General features: G+C 39.9%; 23 protein-coding genes, 1 pseudogene and 1 riboswitch. Of the genes and pseudogenes, 5 read left to right on the top strand and 19 right to left on the bottom strand.

Features of this window, described 5'->3' with window-relative positions; genetic code table 11:
• The first annotated feature begins 34 nt into the window (after window positions 1–34).
• The 3 genes from AC1Z3T_RS14250 (at window position 35) to dinB (ending at window position 2,932) form a co-directional block, all read left to right on the top strand.
• Window positions 35–1,003, top strand: a complete 969-nt coding sequence (locus AC1Z3T_RS14250; RefSeq protein WP_100886149.1) for a hypothetical protein — start codon at window positions 35–37, stop codon at window positions 1,001–1,003.
• 13 nt (window positions 1,004–1,016) lie between these two features.
• Window positions 1,017–1,760 (top strand): glycoside hydrolase family 25 protein, encoded by a 744-nt coding sequence (locus AC1Z3T_RS14255; RefSeq protein WP_009585484.1) that lies wholly within the window; start codon window positions 1,017–1,019, stop codon window positions 1,758–1,760.
• A 116-nt stretch (window positions 1,761–1,876) separates the two neighbouring features.
• Complete coding sequence (gene dinB / locus AC1Z3T_RS14260) at window positions 1,877–2,932, top strand: DNA polymerase IV (protein WP_010590907.1); 1,056 nt, start codon at window positions 1,877–1,879, stop codon at window positions 2,930–2,932.
• On the opposite strand, the gene AC1Z3T_RS14265 is transcribed toward dinB, so the two are convergent.
• Together AC1Z3T_RS14265 and AC1Z3T_RS14270 are read right to left on the bottom strand one after the other, a co-directional pair.
• The gene (locus AC1Z3T_RS14265) at window positions 2,924–3,535 is read right to left on the bottom strand and encodes an alpha/beta fold hydrolase (RefSeq protein ID WP_005035197.1); all 612 of its coding nucleotides are present in this window, start codon (window positions 3,533–3,535) and stop codon (window positions 2,924–2,926) included. The two genes, dinB and AC1Z3T_RS14265, sit on opposite strands and share 9 nt — an antisense overlap.
• 28 nt (window positions 3,536–3,563) lie before the next feature.
• The gene (locus AC1Z3T_RS14270) at window positions 3,564–4,205 is read right to left on the bottom strand and encodes a glutathione S-transferase family protein (RefSeq protein WP_005035195.1); all 642 of its coding nucleotides are present in this window, start codon (window positions 4,203–4,205) and stop codon (window positions 3,564–3,566) included.
• 149 nt (window positions 4,206–4,354) lie between these two features.
• On the opposite strand from AC1Z3T_RS14270, the gene AC1Z3T_RS14275 reads away from it, so the two are divergent.
• The gene (locus tag AC1Z3T_RS14275) at window positions 4,355–4,801 is read left to right on the top strand and encodes a surface-adhesin E family protein (RefSeq protein WP_100886150.1); all 447 of its coding nucleotides are present in this window, start codon (window positions 4,355–4,357) and stop codon (window positions 4,799–4,801) included.
• Window positions 4,802–4,888: 87 nt separating this feature from the next.
• On the opposite strand, the gene AC1Z3T_RS14280 is transcribed toward AC1Z3T_RS14275, so the two are convergent.
• From AC1Z3T_RS14280 to AC1Z3T_RS14355, 16 genes and pseudogenes are all read right to left on the bottom strand, one after another.
• Entirely contained in the window at window positions 4,889–5,287 is a 399-nt protein-coding gene (locus tag AC1Z3T_RS14280) for an OsmC family protein (RefSeq protein WP_004826119.1), read from the bottom strand.
• 155 nt (window positions 5,288–5,442) lie between these two features.
• Window positions 5,443–6,390, bottom strand: a complete 948-nt coding sequence (locus AC1Z3T_RS14285; RefSeq protein ID WP_009585489.1) for a pirin family protein — start codon at window positions 6,388–6,390, stop codon at window positions 5,443–5,445.
• A 264-nt stretch (window positions 6,391–6,654) separates the two neighbouring features.
• Window positions 6,655–6,936 (bottom strand): annotated as a pseudogene (locus AC1Z3T_RS14290) (DUF2798 domain-containing protein).
• A gap of 34 nt (window positions 6,937–6,970) precedes the next feature.
• Window positions 6,971–7,273, bottom strand: a complete 303-nt coding sequence (locus AC1Z3T_RS14295; RefSeq protein ID WP_004826114.1) for a DUF3861 domain-containing protein — start codon at window positions 7,271–7,273, stop codon at window positions 6,971–6,973.
• A gap of 18 nt (window positions 7,274–7,291) precedes the next feature.
• Entirely contained in the window at window positions 7,292–7,687 is a 396-nt protein-coding gene (locus AC1Z3T_RS14300) for a Fur family transcriptional regulator (protein ID WP_100886151.1), read from the bottom strand.
• Window positions 7,688–7,709: 22 nt separating this feature from the next.
• Complete coding sequence (locus AC1Z3T_RS14305) at window positions 7,710–8,252, bottom strand: PadR family transcriptional regulator (protein ID WP_100886152.1); 543 nt, start codon at window positions 8,250–8,252, stop codon at window positions 7,710–7,712.
• Window positions 8,253–8,572: 320 nt separating this feature from the next.
• Window positions 8,573–10,276 (bottom strand): single-stranded-DNA-specific exonuclease RecJ, encoded by a 1,704-nt coding sequence (gene recJ / locus AC1Z3T_RS14310; protein WP_100886153.1) that lies wholly within the window; start codon window positions 10,274–10,276, stop codon window positions 8,573–8,575.
• Window positions 10,277–10,933, bottom strand: coding sequence for a pyridoxamine 5'-phosphate oxidase (gene pdxH, locus AC1Z3T_RS14315; RefSeq protein WP_058967359.1), 657 nt, complete (start codon window positions 10,931–10,933; stop codon window positions 10,277–10,279).
• Between the two features lie 33 nt (window positions 10,934–10,966).
• Complete coding sequence (gene glmM / locus AC1Z3T_RS14320) at window positions 10,967–12,298, bottom strand: phosphoglucosamine mutase (RefSeq protein WP_004826105.1); 1,332 nt, start codon at window positions 12,296–12,298, stop codon at window positions 10,967–10,969.
• Window positions 12,299–12,415: 117 nt separating this feature from the next.
• Window positions 12,416–13,882 carry an IMP dehydrogenase gene (gene guaB / locus AC1Z3T_RS14325; RefSeq protein ID WP_004826103.1) on the bottom strand — a complete coding sequence of 489 codons (1,467 nt, stop codon included), beginning with the start codon at window positions 13,880–13,882 and terminating at the stop codon, window positions 12,416–12,418.
• Between the two features lie 300 nt (window positions 13,883–14,182).
• Window positions 14,183–14,548 carry a YkgJ family cysteine cluster protein gene (locus AC1Z3T_RS14330; protein ID WP_026040289.1) on the bottom strand — a complete coding sequence of 122 codons (366 nt, stop codon included), beginning with the start codon at window positions 14,546–14,548 and terminating at the stop codon, window positions 14,183–14,185.
• A 90-nt stretch (window positions 14,549–14,638) separates the two neighbouring features.
• Window positions 14,639–15,436, bottom strand: coding sequence for an oxygen-binding di-iron domain-containing protein (locus tag AC1Z3T_RS14335; RefSeq protein ID WP_100886154.1), 798 nt, complete (start codon window positions 15,434–15,436; stop codon window positions 14,639–14,641).
• 216 nt (window positions 15,437–15,652) lie between these two features.
• Window positions 15,653–16,231, bottom strand: coding sequence for a TMEM165/GDT1 family protein (locus tag AC1Z3T_RS14340; protein WP_004826097.1), 579 nt, complete (start codon window positions 16,229–16,231; stop codon window positions 15,653–15,655).
• Window positions 16,232–16,319: 88 nt separating this feature from the next.
• Window positions 16,320–16,477, bottom strand: a riboswitch (yybP-ykoY riboswitch).
• Between the two features lie 136 nt (window positions 16,478–16,613).
• Window positions 16,614–18,605: a 2-oxo acid dehydrogenase subunit E2 gene (locus tag AC1Z3T_RS14345; protein ID WP_100886155.1), complete on the bottom strand. Its 1,992-nt coding sequence runs from the start codon at window positions 18,603–18,605 to the stop codon at window positions 16,614–16,616.
• Window positions 18,605–21,313 carry a pyruvate dehydrogenase (acetyl-transferring), homodimeric type gene (aceE, locus tag AC1Z3T_RS14350; RefSeq protein WP_005035172.1) on the bottom strand — a complete coding sequence of 903 codons (2,709 nt, stop codon included), beginning with the start codon at window positions 21,311–21,313 and terminating at the stop codon, window positions 18,605–18,607. Before aceE ends, AC1Z3T_RS14345 begins: the two co-directional genes overlap by 1 nt.
• Before the next feature lie 282 nt (window positions 21,314–21,595).
• Window positions 21,596–22,273, bottom strand: coding sequence for a M23 family metallopeptidase (locus AC1Z3T_RS14355; protein ID WP_004826089.1), 678 nt, complete (start codon window positions 22,271–22,273; stop codon window positions 21,596–21,598).
• Between the two features lie 105 nt (window positions 22,274–22,378).
• Here AC1Z3T_RS14355 and AC1Z3T_RS14360 point away from each other — a divergent pair, with 105 nt between their 5' ends.
• Window positions 22,379–22,828 (top strand): hypothetical protein, encoded by a 450-nt coding sequence (locus AC1Z3T_RS14360; RefSeq protein ID WP_004826088.1) that lies wholly within the window; start codon window positions 22,379–22,381, stop codon window positions 22,826–22,828.
• Window positions 22,829–22,926: 98 nt separating this feature from the next.
• Here the strand turns inward: AC1Z3T_RS14360 and lpxC are convergent, their stop codons facing one another.
• Window positions 22,927–23,829: a UDP-3-O-acyl-N-acetylglucosamine deacetylase gene (lpxC, locus tag AC1Z3T_RS14365; protein WP_009585483.1), complete on the bottom strand. Its 903-nt coding sequence runs from the start codon at window positions 23,827–23,829 to the stop codon at window positions 22,927–22,929.
• Window positions 23,830–23,861: the final 32 nt, after the last annotated feature.

Raw genomic sequence — 23,861 nt, forward strand, 5'->3', positions numbered from 1 at the left:
AAATAAAACTGAATAAAGAATAAGGACACATCATATGATCATTCCAAGATATTGGGCGGAAGCAAAAATAACAACACAGTACGAAAAACGCCAAGTCACCATCAAACGATTTGGTTGGTCAGATTTGAGTATGCAAGATGCACAAACACATGCAGAAACACGTGTTAGAGAAGCACTTGAGCAACTTAGATCAGGACAGAACATTCGCAAACTTGACCATAAAATTCCTTATAATGGCAGTGAAGGTTTGCCCATTCGTGAAGAAATTATTCAACAACACGATGATGTGGTGATCACACGTAATTCTTATGGTGCACTCTGTCTCAATACGCCCGATGTTTTATTTGCAGACATTGATTTTAATTATGCGCCGAATAGTCGACTGTATTTTTTAAGTTTTATATTGCTCTTTTTCATCAGTATCGTCTGTACTGTATTACTTAAAACATGGTGGGTGTTGCTATTCGGCGTGTTTTTTTCCATTGTACTCAGCAAACAAACTGCCGAAATATTGTTGAGTATTCAAAATAAATGGAAGGGTTCACCGGAACAACAAGCCTTAAAATCCATTCGTCAATTTTCTATGCAACATCCAACTTGGCATTTACGTGTCTATCAAACCCCAAAAGGCTATCGGGTCTTGGTCATGCATCAGCTCTTTGAACCTCGAAGTGAAGAAACTCAACAGTTTTTTATTGCACTACAAGCCGATCCAAACTATGTGCGTATGTGTAAGAACCAAAACTGTTTCCGAGCAAGGATTAGTCCGAAACCGTGGAGAATTGGTATAGATGCCTTACGTTTAGGGGTTTGGCCAGTTCAAGAAAACCGTATGCTTGACCGAGACAGATGGATTACTGAATATCAAGCACGTGCCAAAAAATATGCATCATGTAAATTTATTGAACAATTGGGTAGTCAAATGACGCACCCTAAAGCGAAACGCGTACAATCAACACATGATCAATACTGCAACGCGACGATTAATCTAGAAATTGCATAACATTGGCAACAGGATGATTTTTGTGAAACACCAACCTAAATATCGTTCTATCTTCACCAGTATCGGATGTATCAGTTTATTGGGTATCGCCAGTTACTTGGCTGTGTTTTATCCACAAAATGCTGGTGCTCAAGATTATGTTATTCGTGGTTTCGATGTATCACATCATCAAGGTGAGATCGATTGGAAAAAAATCTCTCCTCAGCAGTATCAATTTGTTTATCTCAAAGCCACTGAAGGCGGAGATTATCAAGATGATAAATTTCAGGATTACTGGTTAGAAGCACGTGAACGTGGTATGCGTGTAGGTGCATATCACTTTTTCCGTTTGTGTCGAGACGGCGCAATTCAAGCACAAAACTTTATCAAAACAGTACCCAACAAAAGTAATGCCTTGCCCCCTGTCATCGACTTGGAATATGACAGTGCCTGTATCAACACTTACACCAAAGAACAATTACTGAAACAAATCAAAATTATACATGATCAGTTGCATCAACATTATGCTAAACAACCCATTTTTTACACGTCCAAAGTATTTTATAACATGGTTCTTACAGGCGAATTTAAGGACACACCGATTTGGATTCGTGAGTATAAAGATAAGCCTGATTTAAAAGATGGTCGTGAATGGACTTTTTGGCAAAATACCAATCAGGGAACAATTCAAGGCATTGCTAAAAATGTTGATTTAAATGTTTTTTATGGAGATGCTGAACAGTGGAAACAGTTTTTACAACAGAATAAGTTAAATTAGCCAACCCTCATCTCGACACAGACTGTCGCAGATTCGCTACCAAACACCAAATTCATCACTTACAACAAACCAGATCGGTTAGAATAAACACACAGCGCTGCAACACTGTGTCATTCATGAGAAAAATCATCCATATCGACATGGATGCATTCTATGCATCTGTGGAACTACTTGAACGTCCTGAATTGAGGCATTTACCTGTGGTGATTTCTTCACATCACCCTCGGGCGGTGATTGCTGCGGCATCTTACCCTGCCCGTGAGTTCGGCTTACGCTCTGCCATGTCGATGTCACAAGCGAAAAAACGTTGCCCACAAGTCTATGTGATTGAACCTAATTTTGAAAAATACCGTGATGTTTCTCGTCAAATTCATGAAATTTTTCAAAAATATACATCACTCATTGAACCTTTGTCTTTAGATGAAGCTTATCTTGATGTGACTGAAAACTTATTCAATATTCCCAGTGCCACGGAAGTCGCTGAACGAATTCGTGCTGATATTTTCCAACAAACGGGTCTTACTGCATCTGCAGGCGTTGCACCAAATAAATTTCTTGCCAAAGTGGCTTCAGATTGGAACAAGCCCAATGGGATTTGCATCATTAAACCCAGCCAAGTGCAAAACTTTATTCAAGATTTAGCCCTGAAAAAAATTCCTGGCGTGGGTAAAGTTACTCAAGAAAAACTCAAAAGTTTAAATTTAGAAACATTGGGCGACTTGCAAAAAATTGAAGAAAACATCTTAATTCACCATTTCGGTAAATATGGCAAACAGTTGTTTTTATATGCTCAAGGCATAGATGATCGACCTGTACAAGCAGAACGACAACGGCAGCAAATTTCAAAAGAAACCACATTTGATGACGATTTTAATCTCGAACAATGTGCAATCTATTGGGATAATTTAATCTCACGGGTTTGGCTCAGTTTAGAAAAGAAACAGATGCAAGCACGAGGTGTGACCGTCAAACTGAAATTAAAGAATTTTCAGGTACTACAACACAGTAAGAGCTTTAAGACTGCACTTAAATCACCACAAGAAATGACTCAAGTGGTTCAAATCTTATTGAATGAAATGCAGATTCCTGAGCATTTTCAATTCCGTTTAATTGGCGTGGGGCTATATCAACTCACAGATCGACAAGACGAGTCACAATTGTCATTATGGTAAAGTACATTCATGTTCGGAAAGAAAATCTTCAACCCATTCTGTCACTTGATCTGCAAAAACATGAGCTAAATCATGCTCACCTTGTGGAATGACATGTAATATTGAATTTTTGATTTTGTCCTGTAAATATTCACCGACTTTAACTGGACTGATTGGATCTGAATCACCCCAGATTAATAGAACAGGACAAGAAATCTGGGTTAATACATCATCCAAATAAGATCGATGATCCATAAACCAACTTGGAACAGCAAAAGTTTGACGATAGTCTTCTCGCCAATCCGCCACATGAAATGGAGCTAAATTGATTCCTCCTGAAGTTGCAACCAATACCAGTCCCTTAACCCATTCTGGTTTTTGTAATGCTGCTTGGACAGCAAAGATGCCTCCCATAGACTGCGCAATCAATATCGATGGTTGTTCAATCTGATCAAGAACATAAGTCTGTAGATCTTCAAAACTATGAATTTGAGGATGATCTGGGCATCCCCCAAAGCTTGGATAGGCAATCACGGTTTTTGCATAATTCATCGACAAGCTTTGCATCACGGGTTGCCAAAATTCAGTACTTCCAGATGCACCCGGTAAAAAGATCAAATTCATTTAGACTTCACTTTGAGCTCTCAAATAATTAATCGCCGCTTTTTGCTTTAGCACGTTGATAAGCAGGTCGCTGCTGAATGCGTTCCGCATAAGCTGCAATTTGAGGCATCTTATTTTGAGTACGTTGCTGCATTGCTATCACAGGGAAGCTCATCTGAATATCAGCAAAAGAGAATTCTCCTGCCGCATAATCATGCTGGCTAAAATAGTCTTCCAAAAATGCAGAATGCTCTTTTAAACGTGGATTGATAAAACCACCACGTACCCCTTCGGAGATTTTTTTTGCTATCGGTCGAATCAAAAATGGTACATGTTTCGGCATATTGGTCATCACCAAAGTCATCACCAAATAAGGCATTAAAGAACCTTCTGCATAATGCATCCAATAGTTATATTGCATCAGATCTTGAGACTTCTGAGGCTTAAACTGATTTTGGGTATCATAGGTCGTTTGAAGATAGTCCAAAATCACCGCAGATTCGGCAATTGTTAAATCACCATCCGTCAACACAGGTGATTTTCCAAGTGGATGCACAGCTTTTAACTCTGGCGGTGCAGCAAAGGTAGGCAAACGCTTATAGTGCTTAATTTCATATTCAAGCCCCAACTCCTCCAAAGCCCAAATAATCCGTAATGAGCGTGATTGATCCAGATGATGTAATGTAATCATTTTTATTGCCTCAATTATTGTGTTCTGACTATAGATTGATCTTGGCTTTTCAACAATTGAATTGCTATATTTTTAACACTTTTTTAAGTGTGCTCTGGAATGACTGTGTTTATAATCTGTCTGAATATCAGCCATACTGAAAAATAAAAATGAAGCATTTACTCGGTTTAACTCTATTATTGGCATGCGCCAATGCATATTCCTATCAGCCCAAACTTATTTTGCTGGGAGCTATTGAACCCCAAGGTCAAGCCTTTATTGACAGTAAGGCAAATAAAGTGATTCGTGATTCATTTAAACAAGCGGTGATCTACGAAAAATATGCTGAGCCACTCAAACAAAACACTGATCTGCCTTATCAATCTGTGATTAAACAACTTATTGTCGACTGTAAAGGGAAAACCATTGCCCTTCGAGGTGCTGATTTCTTTGCAGGACAAACCTCAAACAGCAAACTCGTAAAAAAATTTGATGACATTACCTTGAGTCATGATGGCGAAACTGGTGCTGCTTTTTATTCTTTTGATGATTTAGATTTTAAGCCCTTAGATCAAGGTCAGTTTTATACACAAATTTATAACATCAGTTGTAAATAAGTCATCAGCAATATTGACCAGATAAAAAAGACACTTTGTTGCTCAACAAAATGTCTTTTCCAAATCAAATTATTTTTTCAATATCACTCAAAGAATCGAGGTATTGATTTCTACACTACGTAACAAGGTTTTGGTGACAGGTGTTTTTTGGCAAATGTCTAATACCTTTTGATGCAACTCTTCTGATAAAGCATTGGCAAATGATAAACGGCGTTCAATCCATTCTTTACCTTCTTTGTTGGCATTAAAATCTGCTTCTACTGTAAACTCGCCCAAATCAAAACCTTTATGCTGCGCATACATCCGTAACGTAATCATCGTACAGGAAATCAACCCCGAACAAACAAAATCATAAGGTGCTAAACCTTTGTCTTGCCCCCCAAAAGATTCAGGTTTATCAGTAATCAGTTGGTGTTTACCACTGAGCACTTCGCCAGACCATGGTTCTGGATAAGTTTTTACTTTTGCATTTGCAATAATTGCCATTTTATTTTCCTATAATATTGAAATTTTTATTTAACCTTCGTTTAGATGAAACTTTGTAAGCTCAGTATTTGCGCTAAAGGATATCAATGTACCTCTAGCACAAATTGTTTAATTTAAGTTCATGTCTCAAGATCAGCCATCAATCATGATCCCGATTACTTCGATGGTCGCATCTTATCTGGGAATGCTGGTGCTTCTAAACGTGGACCATCATAATCAGGAATTGTTCCAAAACGGGCATCTTGATTGATCCATTGCTCTGTCGCTGTTTTCAGTTCCTCTTGGGTACGTCCCACAAGATTCCACCACAATAAAATAGGCGACTCAAAGGGTTCTCCACCAATCAACAACAAACGAGAACCTTTCGGAAGTTCCACTTCAATCTGGGAGATTCCAGGTTCCAGCACCACCATATTGTCACTATTTAAATCGTGACCATTGACGATTGCATCCCCCTCTAAAGCCATAAATCCATACTCAAATTTAGGATTGAGCGGAATACGGGTTTTGGTCTGTTCTTTGGCAAAAAAATCAATGCCTAATAATTCTGTATGAACTTGGACTGGAGACACGGTATCCATAAATTCACCAACTAATACAGTGAATTCAATATTGTCTTTTTCTACAATTGGCAAAACTGGATAATGGTCAAATTGAGGTGCCATATTGATTTTATCATCAGGCAAGGCGATCCACAGTTGTGCCGCATGCATTCGGGTTTCGGTATCAGGTGCAACTTCTGTATGAGAAATTCCGTAACCTGCCGTCATCAAATTAACTTGCTTTGGGCGAATCAATTGTTTTGAGCCAATGCTGTCTGTATGCATCATTGTGCCTTCAATCATCCACGTAAAAGTCTGTAGCCCGATATGTGGATGTGGTCCAACATCCAATCCATCTCCTTGAGGAAATGTCACTGGTCCTGCGTGATCTAAAAAGCACCATGCTCCTATCATACGTTTCTGACGACTTGGTAATGCACGTTTAATGACGGTGCCTCTGCCTATTTCTGCTGAGCGAATTGGAAAATCTTGAATAAATTGATTCACGTATTTTTCACAATCGTCAGAATTAGAAATCTCGGTATAGTTGGTATTGGTCATTTTGTTATCCTAAAGTTGTTCATCAGCTCAGGATGTTATTTCAACATCTGCTATTTCAATATATCTAGCCTAGCGGTTTTATATCCATCAACCTATAGCTATCTTAATACGCTGAATACTATGAATAGGACAATAATAGTGTGGTTTTTGTTATGAGGATGGTGATGCTCCACTGGTGATGTTGTATTTTCTGATATAGGCTTGCGCTTAAAATGCTCTACACCTAATCTCCATCCAACACCATCCATTTTCAGAACTTTTTGTTTAAGGTGCTGGCGGCGGTGTTAGGTTTACAAACAGTCCAGTAAAACGACGGACGATCGGTAAAAATATCAATACCGTTGGAAAGGCAATCATCCATGAAAACAACTAGACATCGAACCATTTTGTAAAAAATGCATCAAACCATCCCACATTTTTCCATAAATTAATCATAGAAATAGTGGCACTCATTAATCCTGAAAGGAAAAATGGCATCAACCAAGTGGCATATTTTGCAGGTAATTTGGGAATTTTACCCACGATCGTTGTAGATTTTGCTTGCATTATACCAACACTCTAAATGTATCTGTTTTAATCATCATGCCTCTTTCTTTACATTTTGCTTTAAATTTTTCATAAATTGTTTTACTGCGGGTTCAAAGTCTTTAAATAAAATATGATCACGATGTGTAATCATCACTTCTAAAAACAATTTAAGTCCCACTGCAAATGCCTTTGTTGTTTCATCATCAAAAAACTCAGCTTTTTTTAAACGTTCAACAATTTCAAAAATATCGTCGTGGTTTCCCACATTAAATTCGATATTTTCACTGTAGTTTGATGGTTGACCTTTGGCATCTGCAAGATGCTGTACACTCACGTGGTATTGATGTTGTTTCATACTCTTTCTCTAAACCTTCTAGTGTAATGTGTTGTTAAATTCAATTTCTAAAATATCGATATTGAATTGTTGGAAAACCTTTTCCAGTGACTCAATCAAAGAGGATTTATTGATCTGTTTCAGATCAGCACAATGAATGTTGAGAAATTCAGCTTCGGACTTGTTAATCAAGGCATAGCGTGCTTCATCTCTACCATTCAATTTTTGACTCACCAAACCCGCCCTTTCTAAGTCACTCACTACACGATAGATGGTGGATAAGCTAATTTGCTGATTGTTCAGATATAACTGCTGATAAATTTGTTTAGCCGTCAGTTGTACTTTTTGATCTGATAAGGCTTTGAATACAATCACTCGTGCCTGAGTAATTTTTAAGTTTGCGTGACGTAATTTCTGTTGGATTTCAATATTCATGTCTCACCTTTTGGATGTCATGCTATAAACGCCCAATCTTTACAGCTGCTTGATCAATGATTTCAGCAACTTGTCTGACCTGTTCTGCATTAAAATCTTTACCTTTGAGCTTTAAACGCAACGCCGTTTTTAAATTTTCCATGGCGCGATGCACATCCAAATATTGGTCATTTTCATGAATTTCACGACGCGTTTCTAAACGCGCTAATAAATGTTGAATGTGTTGTTGTTGCTCTTTTAAGTGTAACTTTCCAGCGTCAGTAAGATGATATTGCTTGCGATCATCCGCCGTACTCTCTACCCGAACAAAGCCTATTTCTTCAAGATAGGTCAGTGTGGGATAAATAGTGCCTGAACTGGGTGTATAGCCGCCACCCACCAGATCACTAATGTCCTTGATAATTTCATAACCATGTTTGGCTTGCTGTTCAATCAGATGAAGTACCAAAAGCTTCATTTTTCCCGATTCAAATAAGCGACCTCTACGTCCAGCATAGCCTTTTTCTGGATGATGACCACGATGTTCAAAGTCATGCTGTGAATGATCATGCTGAGCTGATTTCATCTTTATTTTTCTCAAATTGATTAATTTATACATATTAAGATATATCTTAATACATCTTAATTCAATAAAATATTTATTATAAATCACAACTAATTGATTTATAATAAATTAATTTTAAAAAGAGATATTGCTTAAGATATGAAAAAGACATTCTTTCAATTTTTAAAGTGGACATGATCAATTCAGAAATATCAGCAGATTTGAATCCTTTTGCCGATTGAATCAGGACATGGCTTGTTTTTATTCGTATAGTTTACTCATTATATTTTTAATGATATGCCAATAAAAAAGCGCCTATATCAGCGCTTTTTTATTTGAAATTACTGTTCCAAATGCAACATTCGCAATTGCAAACTCACATTGCCATTGAATTGATTTTTATCTAACTCATAGACGATACGAACACGATCCTGCATTGGATCAAAATTAAATTTATCACGAACATTAAATGCAATAGCATCCACAGCCTGCCCATCTGCTAAAGCCAAACGCAATTTTAAATGAGCATCTTTCAGCCAGCGGTAGTCAATCACCTTAAACTGCCCTTCGAACACAGGGGCAGGAAACTTTTGTCCCCAAGGACCCAATTGTTCAAGTGTATCAACCGTTTGCAGTTGAAAGGCTTGAGCAGGTAATTCACCGTCTGTCCATAACACCGCTTGAAACAAAGATTCATCTGATTGAGCAACCAGTTCAGTAAAACGCTGCTTAAATGCTTCAAAATCTTGCTTTTGAATGGTCAAACCTGCCGCAGCAGCATGACCACCAAAATGGCTAATTAAATCAGGATACTGTTCTGCCACTTTTTCAATCATATCTCGAATATGGATACCCTCTATCGAGCGAGCAGATCCTTTGATATGAATGCCATCTTTATCGGCAGCAAATACAATACTCGGACGATGAAACTGCTCTTTTAAACGCCCCGCAACAATACCAATCACACCTTGATGCCAATGCTCTTCAAACATCACCAACGCAGCGGGTAAATTGTCTTGGTCTAATTCAAGTTGTTCTAGCTCAGTCAGTGCTTCTTGCTTTATTTGTGATTCAACTTGACGGCGCTCCAAATTTAAATCGTTCAACTGACGCGCCAATGCATAGGCAATTTGCATATCAGTTGCCAATAGACATTCAATCCCAATATCCATGGTTTCCATACGTCCTGCCGCATTAATTCGAGGACCTAAGACAAACCCTAAATCAGAAGCTTTTAACTCAGCTGGATCACGCCCTGCGATATCCAACAATGCACTGATTCCAGCACGACACTGATTTTGCTGAATTCGCTTCACACCTGCATCGACCAAAATCCGATTGTTATAATCCAGACTTGCAACATCGGCATAAGTGCCTAAAGCAACCAAATCTAAATATTGCTGCATTTTTGCAGTCGATTTAGCAAGTTTTGCACGATGACTGCTTAAATTCGCCAATAAATAAAAAGCAACCCCCACACCCGCCAATGCCTTGCTTGGAAACTCACATCCCAGTTGATTCGGATTCACCACAGCTTCAGCTTGAGGTGTTTGCTTCGTAGTCAAATGGTGGTCGGTAATAATGACCTGCATACCCAGTAAATGCGCTTGATCAACTCCTGCATGACTGGAAATTCCATTATCTACAGTGACCAATAAATCGGGTTGAAATTTTTTAAAAGCTAAATCGGCAATCTTAGGGGTGAGACCATAACCATATTTAAAACGATCAGGCACTAGATATTGAACATTTGCTCCCATTTCATTTAAAGCCAATATCATCAGTGCTGTACTGGTCGCACCATCGGCATCATAATCCCCCACAATGACGATTTTTTTCTGTTCATCTATGGCTTGGTCGATAATCTGAATCGCCTGCTCCAAACCTTTCATTTTGGGTGCAAGTAAATATTTCAGTTTTAAATCAAGTTCTTGTTCCGACTGCACTCCACGTCTTGCCAAAAGTTCAGCAATAAACGGTGATACGCCCTGAAAATGATCAGGGCGTGTCAACAGTGGTCGTTGTTTAATTTGTATTTTTTGCATTTATGGCATCAAACGTTGTAATTTCCAAAATCCATCTGTTTTTTCATACGTTAAACGATCATGTAAACGGTTTGGACGACCTTGCCAAAACTCATAATAGTCGGGTTGCAAACGATAGCCTCCCCAAAACTCAGGTTTTACCAGTTGGTCTTTCTCCGCAACTTGATCATACAGTGCTTGAAAGCGTTGTTGAAGTTGTTCACGATTCGCAATCACCCCACTTTGAGGTGTACTAATATGCGCTGCAATTTGGCTATCGCGTGGACGCTTGTGATAATAATCAGTAGACTCTTGCTCAGATATTTTCTCGACTTGACCACTAACACGGACTTGGCGCTCCAACTCCGGCCAGTAAAAGAGAAGTTCTGCAAAAGGATTTTCAGCTAAATCCAAACCTTTTTGACTGTCATAGTTGGTATAAAAGTCATAACCAGCTTCGGTTGCACCACGCAATAACACTGTCCTCACATGCGGGCGACCTTGTGCATTTGCAGTCGCTAGGGACATTGCATAAGGTTCATGAAGTTTGGCTTCTAAAGCCAAATTAAACCAATTGAGAAACTGTTCGTGTGGATGGGCGTCCACCTGTTCCTCATGCAGTTCACCTTTCTGATAGGTTAAACGAAGCTCGCTTAAATCTTTAATCACATCACTCATGAACCCAAACCTTCTACAGATTAGATACTATTTTTAGGCAGCATTTTTGCGTACAGCATCTGCTAAATGATTTGCTAAATCAGTGACTTCTTGCAAATCATCACCTTCTACCATAACACGGATAATCGGTTCAGTCCCAGATTTACGAATTAAAATTCGACCACGCCCTTTGAGTAATGTTTCTGCTTTATCAAATTCAGCAACCAAGGCAGGCACTGCATATGGGTCAAACATTTGTTCAAGGCGCACATTGACCAACACATTGGGCAAAGTTTTAAACTCGGCGACCAATTCATCCAAAGCTTTATTTTGCTCAACCAACACCGTCAATACTTGCAGTGCCGCGATAATGGCATCACCTGTGGTGCTCTTGTCTAAAGTCAAAATATGACCTGATGGCTCACCGCCAATGACCCAGTTGTTTTCTTCTAGATTTTGTAAAACATAGCGGTCACCCACTTTAGCACGTACAAAAGGTACTTTTGCCTTTTCCAATGCCAATTCCAAAGCCATGTTACTCATCACTGTACCCACTACACCTGCTGGTTTCTGTGAGGACTGTGTGGCTAAGATATAAAGAATATGGTCACCATCTACCAGTTTTCCATGACGATCAACCAAAACAACACGGTCAGCGTCGCCATCAAAAGCAATGCCTAAATCTGCTTGATGCTCCACTACAGCTTTTTGTAAGTTTTCAGGATGTGTTGACCCACAATCTTTATTGATATTTAAACCATCAGGATCATTATAAAGTGCAATCACTTTGGCACCCAATTCACGAAACACCGCAGGACCCACGCTATAAGCTGCACCATTGGCGCAATCCACAACAATTTTTAAATGGCGTAAATTGAAATGATACGGGAACGTCGATTTACAAAATTCAATATATCGCCCATTGGCATCTTTAACACGTACACTTTTACCCAAGTTGGCGGTGTCTTCAATGACTATATCTTTTTCTAATTCACGGTTAATCGCTTCTTGAATCGTATCAGGTAGTTTCTTGCCTTCATCTGAGAAAAATTTAATGCCATTATCAAAATAAGGATTGTGTGATGCAGAAATGACGATCCCTAAATTGGCATGCAATGCACGCGTTAAATGGGCAATCGCTGGGGTAGGTAACGGTCCCAACAAGTGCACATAAACACCTGCTGCATTTAAGCCTGCCTGTAATGCTGCTTCAAGAATATAACCAGATAAACGTGTATCTTTACCTAAAACCACAATAGGTTTTGTTTTTGGGCTAATTTGCTTTAATACTTTACCCGCGGCAAACCCCAATTTAAGTGCAAATTCAGGGGTAATTGGGAGTTCACCAAATTTTCCACGAATCCCATCTGTACCGAAATAACTCATTTTTTACCCACTTATTATGCGTTGTATAACAATCAATTTTTCACGTTTATACTTTACACCAAAATAAAAAAGCCGTCATAAACTGACGGCTTTTTTCAATCAAAATATTACAAAAGATTAACCCACTCGATAGTTTGGTGCTTCTTTAGTAATCGTGACATCATGCACATGCGACTCTTGCATACCTGCTGCAGTAATTTTCACAAATTTTGCATTTTGGCGAAGATCTTCAATGGTTGCGGAACCTGTATAGCCCATTGATGAACGTAAACCGCCCATCATTTGATGTACGATGTTGCCCATTGGTCCTTTGTAAGGTACACGACCTTCAATACCTTCTGGAACTAACTTTTCAGCACCTGCTTTAGAGTCTTGGAAATAACGGTCTGCAGAACCTGTTGCACCTGCCATTGCACCCAAAGAACCCATACCACGGTAAGCTTTGTAGTAACGACCTTGGAAGAATTCAACTTCACCAGGTGCTTCTTCAGTACCTGCCATGAGTGAACCCACCATAATGGTACTTGCACCAGCACCAATCGCTTTCGCCATATCGCCAGAGAAGCGAATACCACCATCAGCAATTAACGGAATTTGATCTTTCAGTGCATTTGCAACACTATCAATTGCTGAAATTTGCGGCATACCAATACCCGCAACAATACGTGTTGTACAGATTGAACCAGGACCAATCCCGACTTTTACAGCATCTGCACCCGCGTCAAGCAATGCCAATGCCGCATCACCTGTTGCGATATTTCCGCCAATGACTTGAACTTGTGGGAAATTGGCTTTGACCCAACGTACACGCTCAATCACGCCTGCAGAGTGACCATGCGCAGTATCTACCACAATCGCATCGACACCTGCCTCTACTAAAGCTTCAACACGGCTTGGCGTTTCTGCACCAGTACCCACCGCAGCACCAACACGTAAACGACCTAATTCGTCTTTACAACTATTTGGATAAGATTCTGCTTTGCGGAAATCAGTGACAGTAATCAAACCTTTTAAGGCATGGTTATCATCCACCACCAACACTTTTTCAATGCGATGTTGTTGTAACAATGCTTGAATATTTTCTTTAGACTCATTTTCACGAACAGTCACAAGACGATCTTGCCCGGTCATGATGTTACTTACAGGTTGCTCTAAATTGGTCACAAAACGAGTATCTCGTCCTGTCACAATTCCAACAACCTTGCCGTCTTTAACAACAGGTACACCACTGATATTGTTGGCTTGAGTAATCGCAATCAAGTCACGAATCGTCGTTTCAGGAGTCACGGTGATAGGATCTTTCACCATGCCTGCTTCAAATTTTTTCACACGGCGAACTTCTGCAGCTTGCGCAGAAATATCCATGTTTTTATGTAAAATACCGATACCACCATTTTGCGCCATTGCAATCGCCATACGTGACTCAGTCACTGTATCCATTGCTGCTGAAACCATAGGTATGTTCAGTTGAATGCCGCGTGTGAGGCGTGTCTTTAGAGAGACATCTTTTGGGAGAATAGTAGAATAGGCAGGGAGTAATAAGACATCATCGAAGGTTAACGCTTCTTGAACGATGGTCAACATAACAGTCTCGCTGGTAATTTCCGTGAGCTATTATATACAAATTTCCGTTCAATTTTCATTTTTTATTGTGCGGATTTATCTTATTCTCGATCACCCTTTATTTTTCAGTATCTTATTGAAATAAAAATGGGCTTTGAATATAAAATTATAGTGGATTTAACACTACAGCAAACTGTCAGCTGACAGTCTCTGCTTTTTAAACAACTCTAGGCTACTGTCAAAAAACGACTCAATATATGATTAGAGCTTGTATCTCTTGTAAAAAAATCTTCTCGTATCCTAAACTTCTGCATTGCAGCATTAGCACACCTGATCAAAATCTTCATCATTACTGGGTGTCATGACATCAATATCAATCAAAGGAATTAAATTATGTGCCTGCCTTGCTTTGGCACATTGTGCATCCCCAGCCTGCACCTCTTTACAAGATGAACTGCGTTGTTCATACATGGTACAACTGACCTGCTGTCCAACAACACCATCCAATGCAATACAACGGGGTTGTTTTTGATTGGTCCCTTGCATACATGAATATACTGCAGTTAACGGTTCTACATAATCTGAAGGCATTGCTTCTCCCTCCGCCCAATAAAATGAGACTCGGAAAAAGGCGCAACACGCCCCACAGTTTAAGCACGCATCCTGTGCTGAGATTTGTGACAACATTTTTTTAAGATTCTCGTTATCAGTTTAAGATTTTGGCAAGAAAATCCTAAAAAAAGTCGTATCCAAACACAATAGATTTTTTGAGTTTTTTTATTGAGGACAGGTAAACACGGTCTCATCCATCAAATCAACACCACACTGTAAATTTTCAATCCAATCTAAAAATTGATTGATCATTTCCTTTCCAATAAAAGGTTTGCCATGCTGAGGTACGATCATCTCAATATCCATCTGACGCACCATTTTCACCCATAAGCGAATGATTCTATTGGTACACATATACCGTTGATGAAAACCACGCATACTTGGAATATGACTATTAAAATCATCTATCGGTGTAGATGCATCATCAACAATAGATGCCCCCATATCCCCAGTAAATAAAATTTTAGAGATGGGGTCGTAAAACTGAAAATTCCCTACTGAATGTAAGAAATGTGCAGGAACGACAATAATTCGAGTTTCACCCAAAGGAATTGAACCCCCTTGATCAGGTAACTCAATCAAACGCTCTAGCCAACCGCCTTTCATACGGTCACTCATAAAAGCGGAATTTAAGTGAGGTAAAAAGCGCGCCCACAACTTAGAAGCGACCACTTTAGCATCGGTATACACTAACCAACGTGGCATTGAGGTAATAATGTCAGGGTCTTGATGAGATGCCATCACATAGTCTAGGTTTTGCAAACGTGTGTATTTATTTAATTCCATAGTTAAAGGCACATAAGTTAAATCACCACCTGGATCCAAAACTGCTGCACGTTCATTATTGAGAATCAAAAATTGATTGGCTTGTACACCTTCGCCTTTCACCAAACTGGTAAAACTAATACATTTATGTGTGCCATTATCAAACAAAACTTGCGATGTGGTGCGATCTAAAGCCATACCCAGAACCCCAAAACCTTTTTTAAAATAAATCTTTATTTATCCCATACAACATATAAGGTTTTCTTCAAAGTTACAATAAATATACAACCTAAGTTTTATGATTATTTGTGTGATTATTCTCAAAATAATAAAAAACCCAACACTAGGTTGAGTTTTTTATCTTGAAAAGGTGCTGATCCAATCACAGCTTAAAGCTGCATCGACAAAACAGCCTTAAAAAAAGTAATGTTGTACCAATGCGGCAACACCAATGATAAAGAATATCGCTGCACCAATTTTATGAATTAAAGAAATTGGTAATTTATCTGCCAACTTATTACCAATAAATACAGCAGGTGCATTGACCAACATAATGCCCAGTGTAGTCCCTAGAGTGACCCATCCGATACTGTCAAAACGTGCAGCAAGTGCTACGGTCGCAATTTGAGTTTTATCACCGATTTCAGCCAGGAAGAACAACACAAATGTTGCACCAAAGACCCCATATTTCTGCCATTTATTGATGCTTTCAGATTCATCATCCAGTTCGTCTGGAATCAGCATCCAACCCGCCATGGCGATAAAGCCCAGTGAAACAATCCATAACAGAACAGTTGGACTGAGTACCGTGGTAATCCATTGCCCCAGCACAGCTGAAACGCCATGATTGACCAATGTCGCAATCAGAATCGCGAATAAAATCGGAATAGGTTTACGGAAACGTGCAGCAAGAAGTAATGCGAGTAGTTGCGTTTTATCGCCCATTTCGGATAAAGCAACAACCACCAAAGAGATGAGGAAGGCATTTAACATGTCAAAGTCTCTGGCTAGCAATATTTACCGATGACTTACCCCTCCTGCTAGCCAATATGAATAGTCACCTATCCAACGCGGAGTGATAAATCAAAGGTCTTGCCAACAAAAGATAGCTGAGTACATGCCTTCAGCTAAATTGGTTCTTTGCTATGATGACCATACTCTGTTGAGTAATTATGTTGATCATCACCCATTTATTATCGTATTGATAACAAACAGCGGCTACTCCCCAATGAAGTACAACTATTCTACAATGCTTTTCAGTTTATTTTCAATTTTTACTATTCAATATCTTAAACACCAATCAAAGCAAAAGATTTGATCGGCTTAAATATAAAAAACCCCGCATAAAGCGAGGTTTCCTCATCTTTTTTAAAACTTAAAGCAAAATGTTACGAATGTCCGATAACAACTTGGTCAATTTATTGGTAAATCGAGCCGCATCCGCACCATTAATCACACGATGGTCATAAGACAATGACAGTGGCAACATCAATTTCGGATCAAAACCTGAACCATTCCAAACTGGCTGCATGGTGGCAGGTGAAATTCCCAAGATTGCAACTTGTGGCCAGTTGACCAAAGGTGTAAATGCTGTACCACCAATTGAACCTAAGCTGGTAATTGTAAAGTTGGCACCTTGCAAATCTTTCGGAGAAAGTTTCTTATCACGTGCTTTTTTACTCAATTCACCCAATTCAATCGCAATTTGCTTAATTGATTTTTGGTCAGGATTGCGCAATACAGGAACAGTTAATCCATCTGGTGTCGCCACTGCGATTCCCATATGAATTTCCTTACGTAACACCACTGACTTTTGATCGTCAGCAAGATGACCTGCAAAATAAGGTTCTTCTTTCAACAAGAACGCTACAGCTTTCGCAATAAAAGCAAGAATGGTTAAGCTTATACCGTCTTGCTTAAACTTACCTTTGAGTTCACCACGCCAAGCTTCAAGCTCAGTAATATCCGCCAAATCAAATTGTGTCACTTGCGGAATAAAATTGTTCAATGACAACTGCGGTACAGACACTTGCTGTAAACGTGTCATTGGCGCAATTTCACTACCACCAAATGCGCTGAAGTCTGGTAAAGCCGGTAAACCTGAAGCAACCTGAGCAACTGTAGTTTGTGGCGCTGCTTGTGGTGCAGTCAGTTTCGCTTTAACAAAAGCAAAAACATCGTCTTTCATCACACGTGCATGTGGACCAGAAGCTTGAACTTGAGAAAGTATAACGCCCAATTCACGTGCAAGTTTACGCACAGCTGGACCCGCATAGACTTTGGCATTTTCAGCTTGCTGTGCTTTTGATAATTTCTCACCCGAGTCTACAGCAGTAATCGTCTCAACTTTTGCAGATGCAGTAGTCGATGCTTGAGCTGCGACTGGTGCTATTTCTTGCGATGATTGAGTCGCAGGCTTCGCTTGAGAAGCTGATGCTGCTTGACCTTCAGCTTCAATCGTCACCAAAGCGGTACCTTGAGCCACAGACTGATTCAATTCAACATGAATAGCGCTGACCACACCTGCAACTGTGCTTGGCACTTCTACAGATGCTTTATCAGATTCCGCAACACAAAGACTTTGATCTTTTTCAACACGGTCACCCACATTGACCAAGATTTCAGAAATAGTCGCTTTGTCCACGCCCAAATCTGGCACAGTGACCTCAACTTTACCTGATTGAGTCACAGCGGACTGTTCTTGTGCAGCAGCTTGAGGTACTGGCGTTGGTTGCTGTGGCGCTGTCTCAACGGACGATGCTGTTGATGCTGCTGCCCCATCTACAGTTTTCACTGTAATGAGTACTACACCCTCTTTAACACTGTCACCTTCTTTCACCACAACACTTTCAACTGTACCTGCGACTGTACTTGGAACTTCAACTGTGGCTTTATCTGATTCGACAACAACAATGCTATCGTCCACAGCAATTTCATCACCAACTTTTACTAACACTTCGCCTACTAAAGCTTTTTCCACACCAATATCTGGAACTTTCACTTCAACTGTTTGTGATGTCGTATTTGTAGATGCTGAATTTGCCACAGGCGCCGCAGACTCAGTTTTAACTTCTACAACAGCTTCTGCTTTTGCTGGCTCTTGAGCAGGTGCTTCAGCGGCTTCTGTCACAGTTGCATCAGCAGATTCAACTTCAATCAATACTGCACCTTCTGAAACTTCATCACCTTCAGCAACCGCAATACGTTTTACTACACCTGCTGAAGTGCTAGGCACTTCAACAGAGGCTTTATCAGATTCCAGCAAAACGATACTGTCATCTACAGCAATGGTATCGCCGACCTTGACGAGGATTTCGGCAACAGTCGCCTTATCTACACCAATATCAGGAGTTGTAATTTGCATCATTATTTCTCCTCAGTAGATTCAGTATAAGCTGCAACTTCTTGCACAGATGGATGTGCTTGAGGTAACCATGCAACTGGACGGTCAACATCAAGTTCAAACGAAGAAATCGCATCTTTCACTAAACGTGCGTCCACTTCACCTTCATCGGCAAGTTTTTTCAATGTTGCAACCACGATATGAGCTGCATCTACACCAAAGTAACTACGCAAGTTGCCACGTGTATCTGAACGACCATAACCATCTGTACCTAAAGTCACATATGGACGGCTATCTGGAAGGTAAGCACGGATCTGTTCGCTATATGCACGCATATGATCTGTTGCTGATACGACAATACCATCGGTATCACGTAACTGCTGCGATACCCAAGATTCTTTACCATCTTCAAGTGGGTGCAAGCGATTGTATTCTTCAACAGCCATACCATCACGTGCTAACTCATTGAAGCTTGTTACGCTCCACACATTAGAATGAATTTGGTATTCATCACGTAAAATTTGTGCCGCTTTGATAACTTCACGTAAAATTACACCTGAGCCCAACAACTGAACTGTGGCTTTTTCATCTTGGTTGAATAAATACATACCACGCTTGATGCCTTCTTCAGCACCTTCAGGCAATGCAGGTTGATCATAGTTCTCATTCATGAGTGTCAAGTAATAGAACACACGTTCTTGATTGACATACATGCGTTGTAAACCATCATGCACAATCACAGCCAACTCATAACCAAAGCAAGGATCATAAGCCACGCAGTTTGGAATAGTTGCTGCCAAGATATGTGAATGACCATCTTGGTGTTGTAAGCCTTCACCATTCAAAGTTGTACGGCCTGCTGTTGCACCACACAAGAAACCTTGTGCTTGAGAGTCACCTGCAGCCCATGCAATATCACCAATACGTTGGAAACCAAACATAGAGTAGTACATATACATTGGAATCATTGGCAAGTTATTGGTGGAATAACTGGTACCCAATGCTGACCAAGCACTCATCGCACCTGCTTCATTGATCCCTTCTTGTAACATGTGACCATCTTTTGCTTCACGATAGTTCATGAGCTGTTCTTGGTCTTCAGGCGTATAGTTTTGTCCGTGTGCAGCGTAGATACCCAACTGACGGAACATCCCTTCTAAACCGAAAGTACGAGCTTCATCAGGTACAATTGGAACAACACGGTCTTTAATGGCTTTTTCTTTTAACAATGCTGCAATCAAGCGCACCATCACCATCGTCGTAGATTGTTCTTTACCACCACTGCCTTTCAATACACCATCAAATACTGAAAGTTCAGGAATCGCCAAAGCTTCGCTTTCTTTACGACGTGCAGGTAGATAACCACCTAAAGCTTCACGACGAGCTTTCATATATTTCAATTCAGGCGAGTTTTCACCAGGACGATAGAATGGTAATTCTTCAAGCTGTTCGTCATTGAATGGTAAATTGAAGCGATCACGCACATATTTTAATGAATCAAGTTGCATTTTCTTGATTTGGTGCGTTTTGTTGACTGCTTCGATTTCATCAGACAAACCATAACCTTTTACAGTTTTCGCCAAGATCACTGTAGGTTGACCGTTACTGGTCATTGCTGCTGCATAAGCCGCATAAACTTTATATGGGTCATGACCACCACGATTTAGATTATCAATATCTTCATCGCTCAAGCCTTTCACTAATTCCGCAGCTTCAGGATATCTGCCAAAGAATTTTTCGCGAGTATACGCACCGCCTTTTACTTGGTAACGTTGATATTCGCCATCTAAAGTTTCATCCATTAATGCTTTTAAAGCACCAGAAGTATCTTTATCAAGTAGAGGGTCCCAATGACGTCCCCAAACCACTTTAATCACACGCCAGCCAGCGCCACGGAATAACGATTCAAGCTCTTGAATAATTTTACCATTACCACGAACAGGACCATCTAAGCGTTGTAAGTTACAGTTAACCACCCAGATTAAATTATCGAGTTTTTCACGACCTGCCAGCGAAATCGCACCCAAGCTTTCTGGCTCATCCATTTCACCATCGCCAAGATAAGCCCAAACCTTACGGTTTTCTTCCTTGATCAAACCACGATTCATTAAATATTTTTGAATGTGTGCTTGATAGATCGACATGATTGGACCAAGCCCCATCGAAACCGTTGGGAACTGCCAATAATCAGGCATTAAATAAGGATGCGGATAGCTTGAAAGACCTTGACCACCCACTTCACGACGGAAGTTACTCAATTGATCTTCAGTTAAGCGACCTTCCAAGAATGAACGCGCATAAATCCCAGGCGCACAGTGCCCTTGGTAATAAATCATATCGCCGCCAAAGCTATCACTATTGGCGCGGAAGAAATGGTTAAAACCAACATCATATAAAGTTGCAGATGAAGCGAAACTTGCCAAGTGACCACCTAAGTCATCACCTGTTTTATTGGCACGCAATACCATTGCCAAGGCGTTCCAACGGATCAATGCACGAATGCGGCGTTCCATATCTTGGTCGCCCGGCATTGCTGGAGACTCTTCTACAGGAATGGTATTTAAGTAAGGAGTATTTAGACGCTGAATAGGAACATGCTTTGAAATGGCTTGCTGATATAATTTTTCTAATAAAAACGCAGCACGTTCAGTCCCCATATGCTGGAGCACTGAATCAAAGGCATCTTGCCATTCTTGTGTTTCCTGAGCGTCGCTATCACCGTAATACGCCATTTTCCACTTACTCCTTGAATAATTTTCTATATATTATATGTATCATGTTTTAGCCCTGTTAAGTTATCGTTACAGACGAATGCAGATTGTAGGTATTATTTAGGAACTAAATAGTTGTTGACTAAATGACACTTAAAATAACAAAAAACCGCCAATAATGGCGGTTTTTTATACAATATAAATTCAATTTAATGCTAGTCTGAATACAGGATTTAATTCAACGCGACACTGAATATCATCCTCAATATCCAACATAGACACTCAATGAATTACGTCATTGTTTTATGGCAACATCGCTAAGTAAGAAGAAGGGTTCTTGCGTTGACCATCTTTTACAACTTCATAATGTAAATGTGGACCTGTGCAACGACCTGTACAGCCTACATTGGCAATATGCTCACCTGCTTTGACTTGATCACCTACACGCGCAATCAGACGTGAGGCATGTGCATAACGTGTGATATAGCCATTGCCATGGTTGATTTCAACATATTGACCATAGCCTGTACCCCAACCTGATTTGGTTACAATACCAGGACCTGTAGCATAGATTGGTGTACCACTTGGTGCAGAAAGGTCTAAACCTGAATGATGTTCAGCGCGACCACCCATGGTACGACCACCGAAATCAGAACTCACACGCTTCATGTCTGGAAGAGGATGCGTGACTAACCATGAATATGGAGAACTTGCTGAATAACGAGAAGTTGAATTTGAGCTAGAACCGTATTTTTTAGCAATGCTTGCGTTGTTTAACTCGATTGGAGCATCTGAACTGCGTAGCGTGACATTCATCTTTGCTGAAGCAGGAAGGTCTAAATCATCTGGATTGTAAGAACCTTGAGAAAGTGTCTTGGATAATTTTTCTAAACGATCTGGAGTTTGAATCAAGTCTGCAAATGTCGCAGTAGCAGCTGAAGCAGCTAGTGTAAAAGCTAATAAAATACGTCGCGTGTGCATAAAAACCTCTTTAACTGTTCTTAGTCAAGTTTCTTGTGTGATCTCATCCTTGATATCCGGTGAAACGAGCGCTTAAGATAGGACATAAATATGTAGGAACAATGTATGTCTGAACCCAAAAACGTCTTCCAACCAACAAGACAACACTTAAAAACAGGAAACTTATCGTTTCTTACAAAGCAAGTTGCTGAATGGCAAAAACTTACTAAATTAATTCAACCGCTACTTCCTCAACCTGAGAATTGGCGAGTTGTCTGTTATCAATACGGTATTTTGACGATTACCGGTGAAAATCAAGCCATGATTAGTCAACTCGGTTATCTTCAAAAGCAGTATATTTCTCAATTATCACAAATCAATGAACTACGTGATTTACAAAAACTACAAGTCCGATTACATATTGAAAATACCAATACTGAAACGTCCTTACAACCCCATAAAACGGTAAGCTCGATGCAACCCGCAACATCCGAAATGTTACAAAATGCCGCTAGTTTTGTGAACGACCCTAAGCTTAGCCAAGCTCTACTACGTTTGGCAAGCAATAAAAAGTAAACAGAATAGATAAAATTAAGATTTGAAACTGTTTAAAATATGACTCAATTCACACTTATTAATGTTACACTATAACACAATCTAGAGAACACAATGACTTATGTCACATTGACGAAATGAATTGGACACAATTTCTCGTCATCAAATGTTACAATTTCATAGCTGCTTGGATCACTTTTCACATTGCGTAAAAGTTGATTATTTAGTGCATGACCCGATTTGTAACCATCAAATTTGGCAATAATTTGATGTCCAAGCAAATATAAATCACCAACGGCATCTAAAATTTTATGACGCACGAACTCGTCAGCAAAACGTAAACCTTCTTCATTGACGACGCCAGTATCATCTAAACCCACAGCATTATCCAAACTTGCCCCCAATGCTAGATTGTTGGCTTTTAAATAATCTAAATCCTTCATAAACCCAAAGGTACGCGCACCACTAACTTCATATACAAATGTTTCAGTTGAAAAATCAATGGTTGCGGATTGATATTCTTTAGCAAAGGCTGGATGATCAAAGTCGATGGTAAAGTTGATTTGGAACCCATCATGAGGAGAAAAAATTGCACGCTTATCGTCTATCAGTGCTTCAACAGGTTTTAAAATTCGGATAAATTTCTTTGGTGCATCTTGTTCAACCAACTCACCTTGCATGAGTAAGTAAATAAATGGACCTGCACTTCCATCCATAATCGGAATTTCAGACGCTGAGACTTCGATAATCAGGTTATCAATCCCCAATCCCGCAATCGCACTGGTGACATGCTCAATCGTGCCCACCTTAGTTTCTTTACTGACCAAGTTTGAACACATAAATGCTTCTTGGATCAGCATGGCATCCGCAGGGATATCGACAGGTGGATTTAAATCGATGCGTCGAAATACAATACCCCCATCCGCCACATGAGGCAAAAAGTTAATCATGACTTTTTGTCCACTATGTAGTCCGATGCCACTCGCTTTAACGACTCGCTTCAGGGTACGTTGTTTCAACATGCTAATTCGGTCTTCGTTCTCAAATCCGCTAT

It is taken from the genome of Acinetobacter sp. B-6, from assembly GCF_056930735.1.

Excerpts from the sequence above, each read along its gene's own strand:
- AC1Z3T_RS14250 (WP_100886149.1), top strand. The coding sequence starts at position 35 with ATGATCATTCCAAGATATTGGGCGGAAGCAAAAATAACAACACAGTAC.
- AC1Z3T_RS14255 (WP_009585484.1), top strand. The coding sequence starts at position 1,017 with ATGATTTTTGTGAAACACCAACCTAAATATCGTTCTATCTTCACCAGT.
- dinB (WP_010590907.1), top strand. The coding sequence starts at position 1,877 with ATGAGAAAAATCATCCATATCGACATGGATGCATTCTATGCATCTGTG.
- AC1Z3T_RS14265 (WP_005035197.1), bottom strand. The coding sequence starts at position 3,535 with ATGAATTTGATCTTTTTACCGGGTGCATCTGGAAGTACTGAATTTTGG.
- AC1Z3T_RS14270 (WP_005035195.1), bottom strand. The coding sequence starts at position 4,205 with ATGATTACATTACATCATCTGGATCAATCACGCTCATTACGGATTATT.
- AC1Z3T_RS14275 (WP_100886150.1), top strand. The coding sequence starts at position 4,355 with ATGAAGCATTTACTCGGTTTAACTCTATTATTGGCATGCGCCAATGCA.
- AC1Z3T_RS14280 (WP_004826119.1), bottom strand. The coding sequence starts at position 5,287 with ATGGCAATTATTGCAAATGCAAAAGTAAAAACTTATCCAGAACCATGG.
- AC1Z3T_RS14285 (WP_009585489.1), bottom strand. The coding sequence starts at position 6,390 with ATGACCAATACCAACTATACCGAGATTTCTAATTCTGACGATTGTGAA.
- AC1Z3T_RS14295 (WP_004826114.1), bottom strand. The coding sequence starts at position 7,273 with ATGAAACAACATCAATACCACGTGAGTGTACAGCATCTTGCAGATGCC.
- AC1Z3T_RS14300 (WP_100886151.1), bottom strand. The coding sequence starts at position 7,687 with ATGAATATTGAAATCCAACAGAAATTACGTCACGCAAACTTAAAAATT.
- AC1Z3T_RS14305 (WP_100886152.1), bottom strand. The coding sequence starts at position 8,252 with ATGAAATCAGCTCAGCATGATCATTCACAGCATGACTTTGAACATCGT.
- recJ (WP_100886153.1), bottom strand. The coding sequence starts at position 10,276 with ATGCAAAAAATACAAATTAAACAACGACCACTGTTGACACGCCCTGAT.
- pdxH (WP_058967359.1), bottom strand. The coding sequence starts at position 10,933 with ATGAGTGATGTGATTAAAGATTTAAGCGAGCTTCGTTTAACCTATCAG.
- glmM (WP_004826105.1), bottom strand. The coding sequence starts at position 12,298 with ATGAGTTATTTCGGTACAGATGGGATTCGTGGAAAATTTGGTGAACTC.
- guaB (WP_004826103.1), bottom strand. The coding sequence starts at position 13,882 with ATGTTGACCATCGTTCAAGAAGCGTTAACCTTCGATGATGTCTTATTA.
- AC1Z3T_RS14330 (WP_026040289.1), bottom strand. The coding sequence starts at position 14,548 with ATGTTGTCACAAATCTCAGCACAGGATGCGTGCTTAAACTGTGGGGCG.
- AC1Z3T_RS14335 (WP_100886154.1), bottom strand. The coding sequence starts at position 15,436 with ATGGCTTTAGATCGCACCACATCGCAAGTTTTGTTTGATAATGGCACA.
- AC1Z3T_RS14340 (WP_004826097.1), bottom strand. The coding sequence starts at position 16,231 with ATGTTAAATGCCTTCCTCATCTCTTTGGTGGTTGTTGCTTTATCCGAA.
- AC1Z3T_RS14345 (WP_100886155.1), bottom strand. The coding sequence starts at position 18,605 with ATGATGCAAATTACAACTCCTGATATTGGTGTAGATAAGGCGACTGTT.
- aceE (WP_005035172.1), bottom strand. The coding sequence starts at position 21,313 with ATGGCGTATTACGGTGATAGCGACGCTCAGGAAACACAAGAATGGCAA.
- AC1Z3T_RS14355 (WP_004826089.1), bottom strand. The coding sequence starts at position 22,273 with ATGCACACGCGACGTATTTTATTAGCTTTTACACTAGCTGCTTCAGCT.
- AC1Z3T_RS14360 (WP_004826088.1), top strand. The coding sequence starts at position 22,379 with ATGTCTGAACCCAAAAACGTCTTCCAACCAACAAGACAACACTTAAAA.
- lpxC (WP_009585483.1), bottom strand. The coding sequence starts at position 23,829 with ATGTTGAAACAACGTACCCTGAAGCGAGTCGTTAAAGCGAGTGGCATC.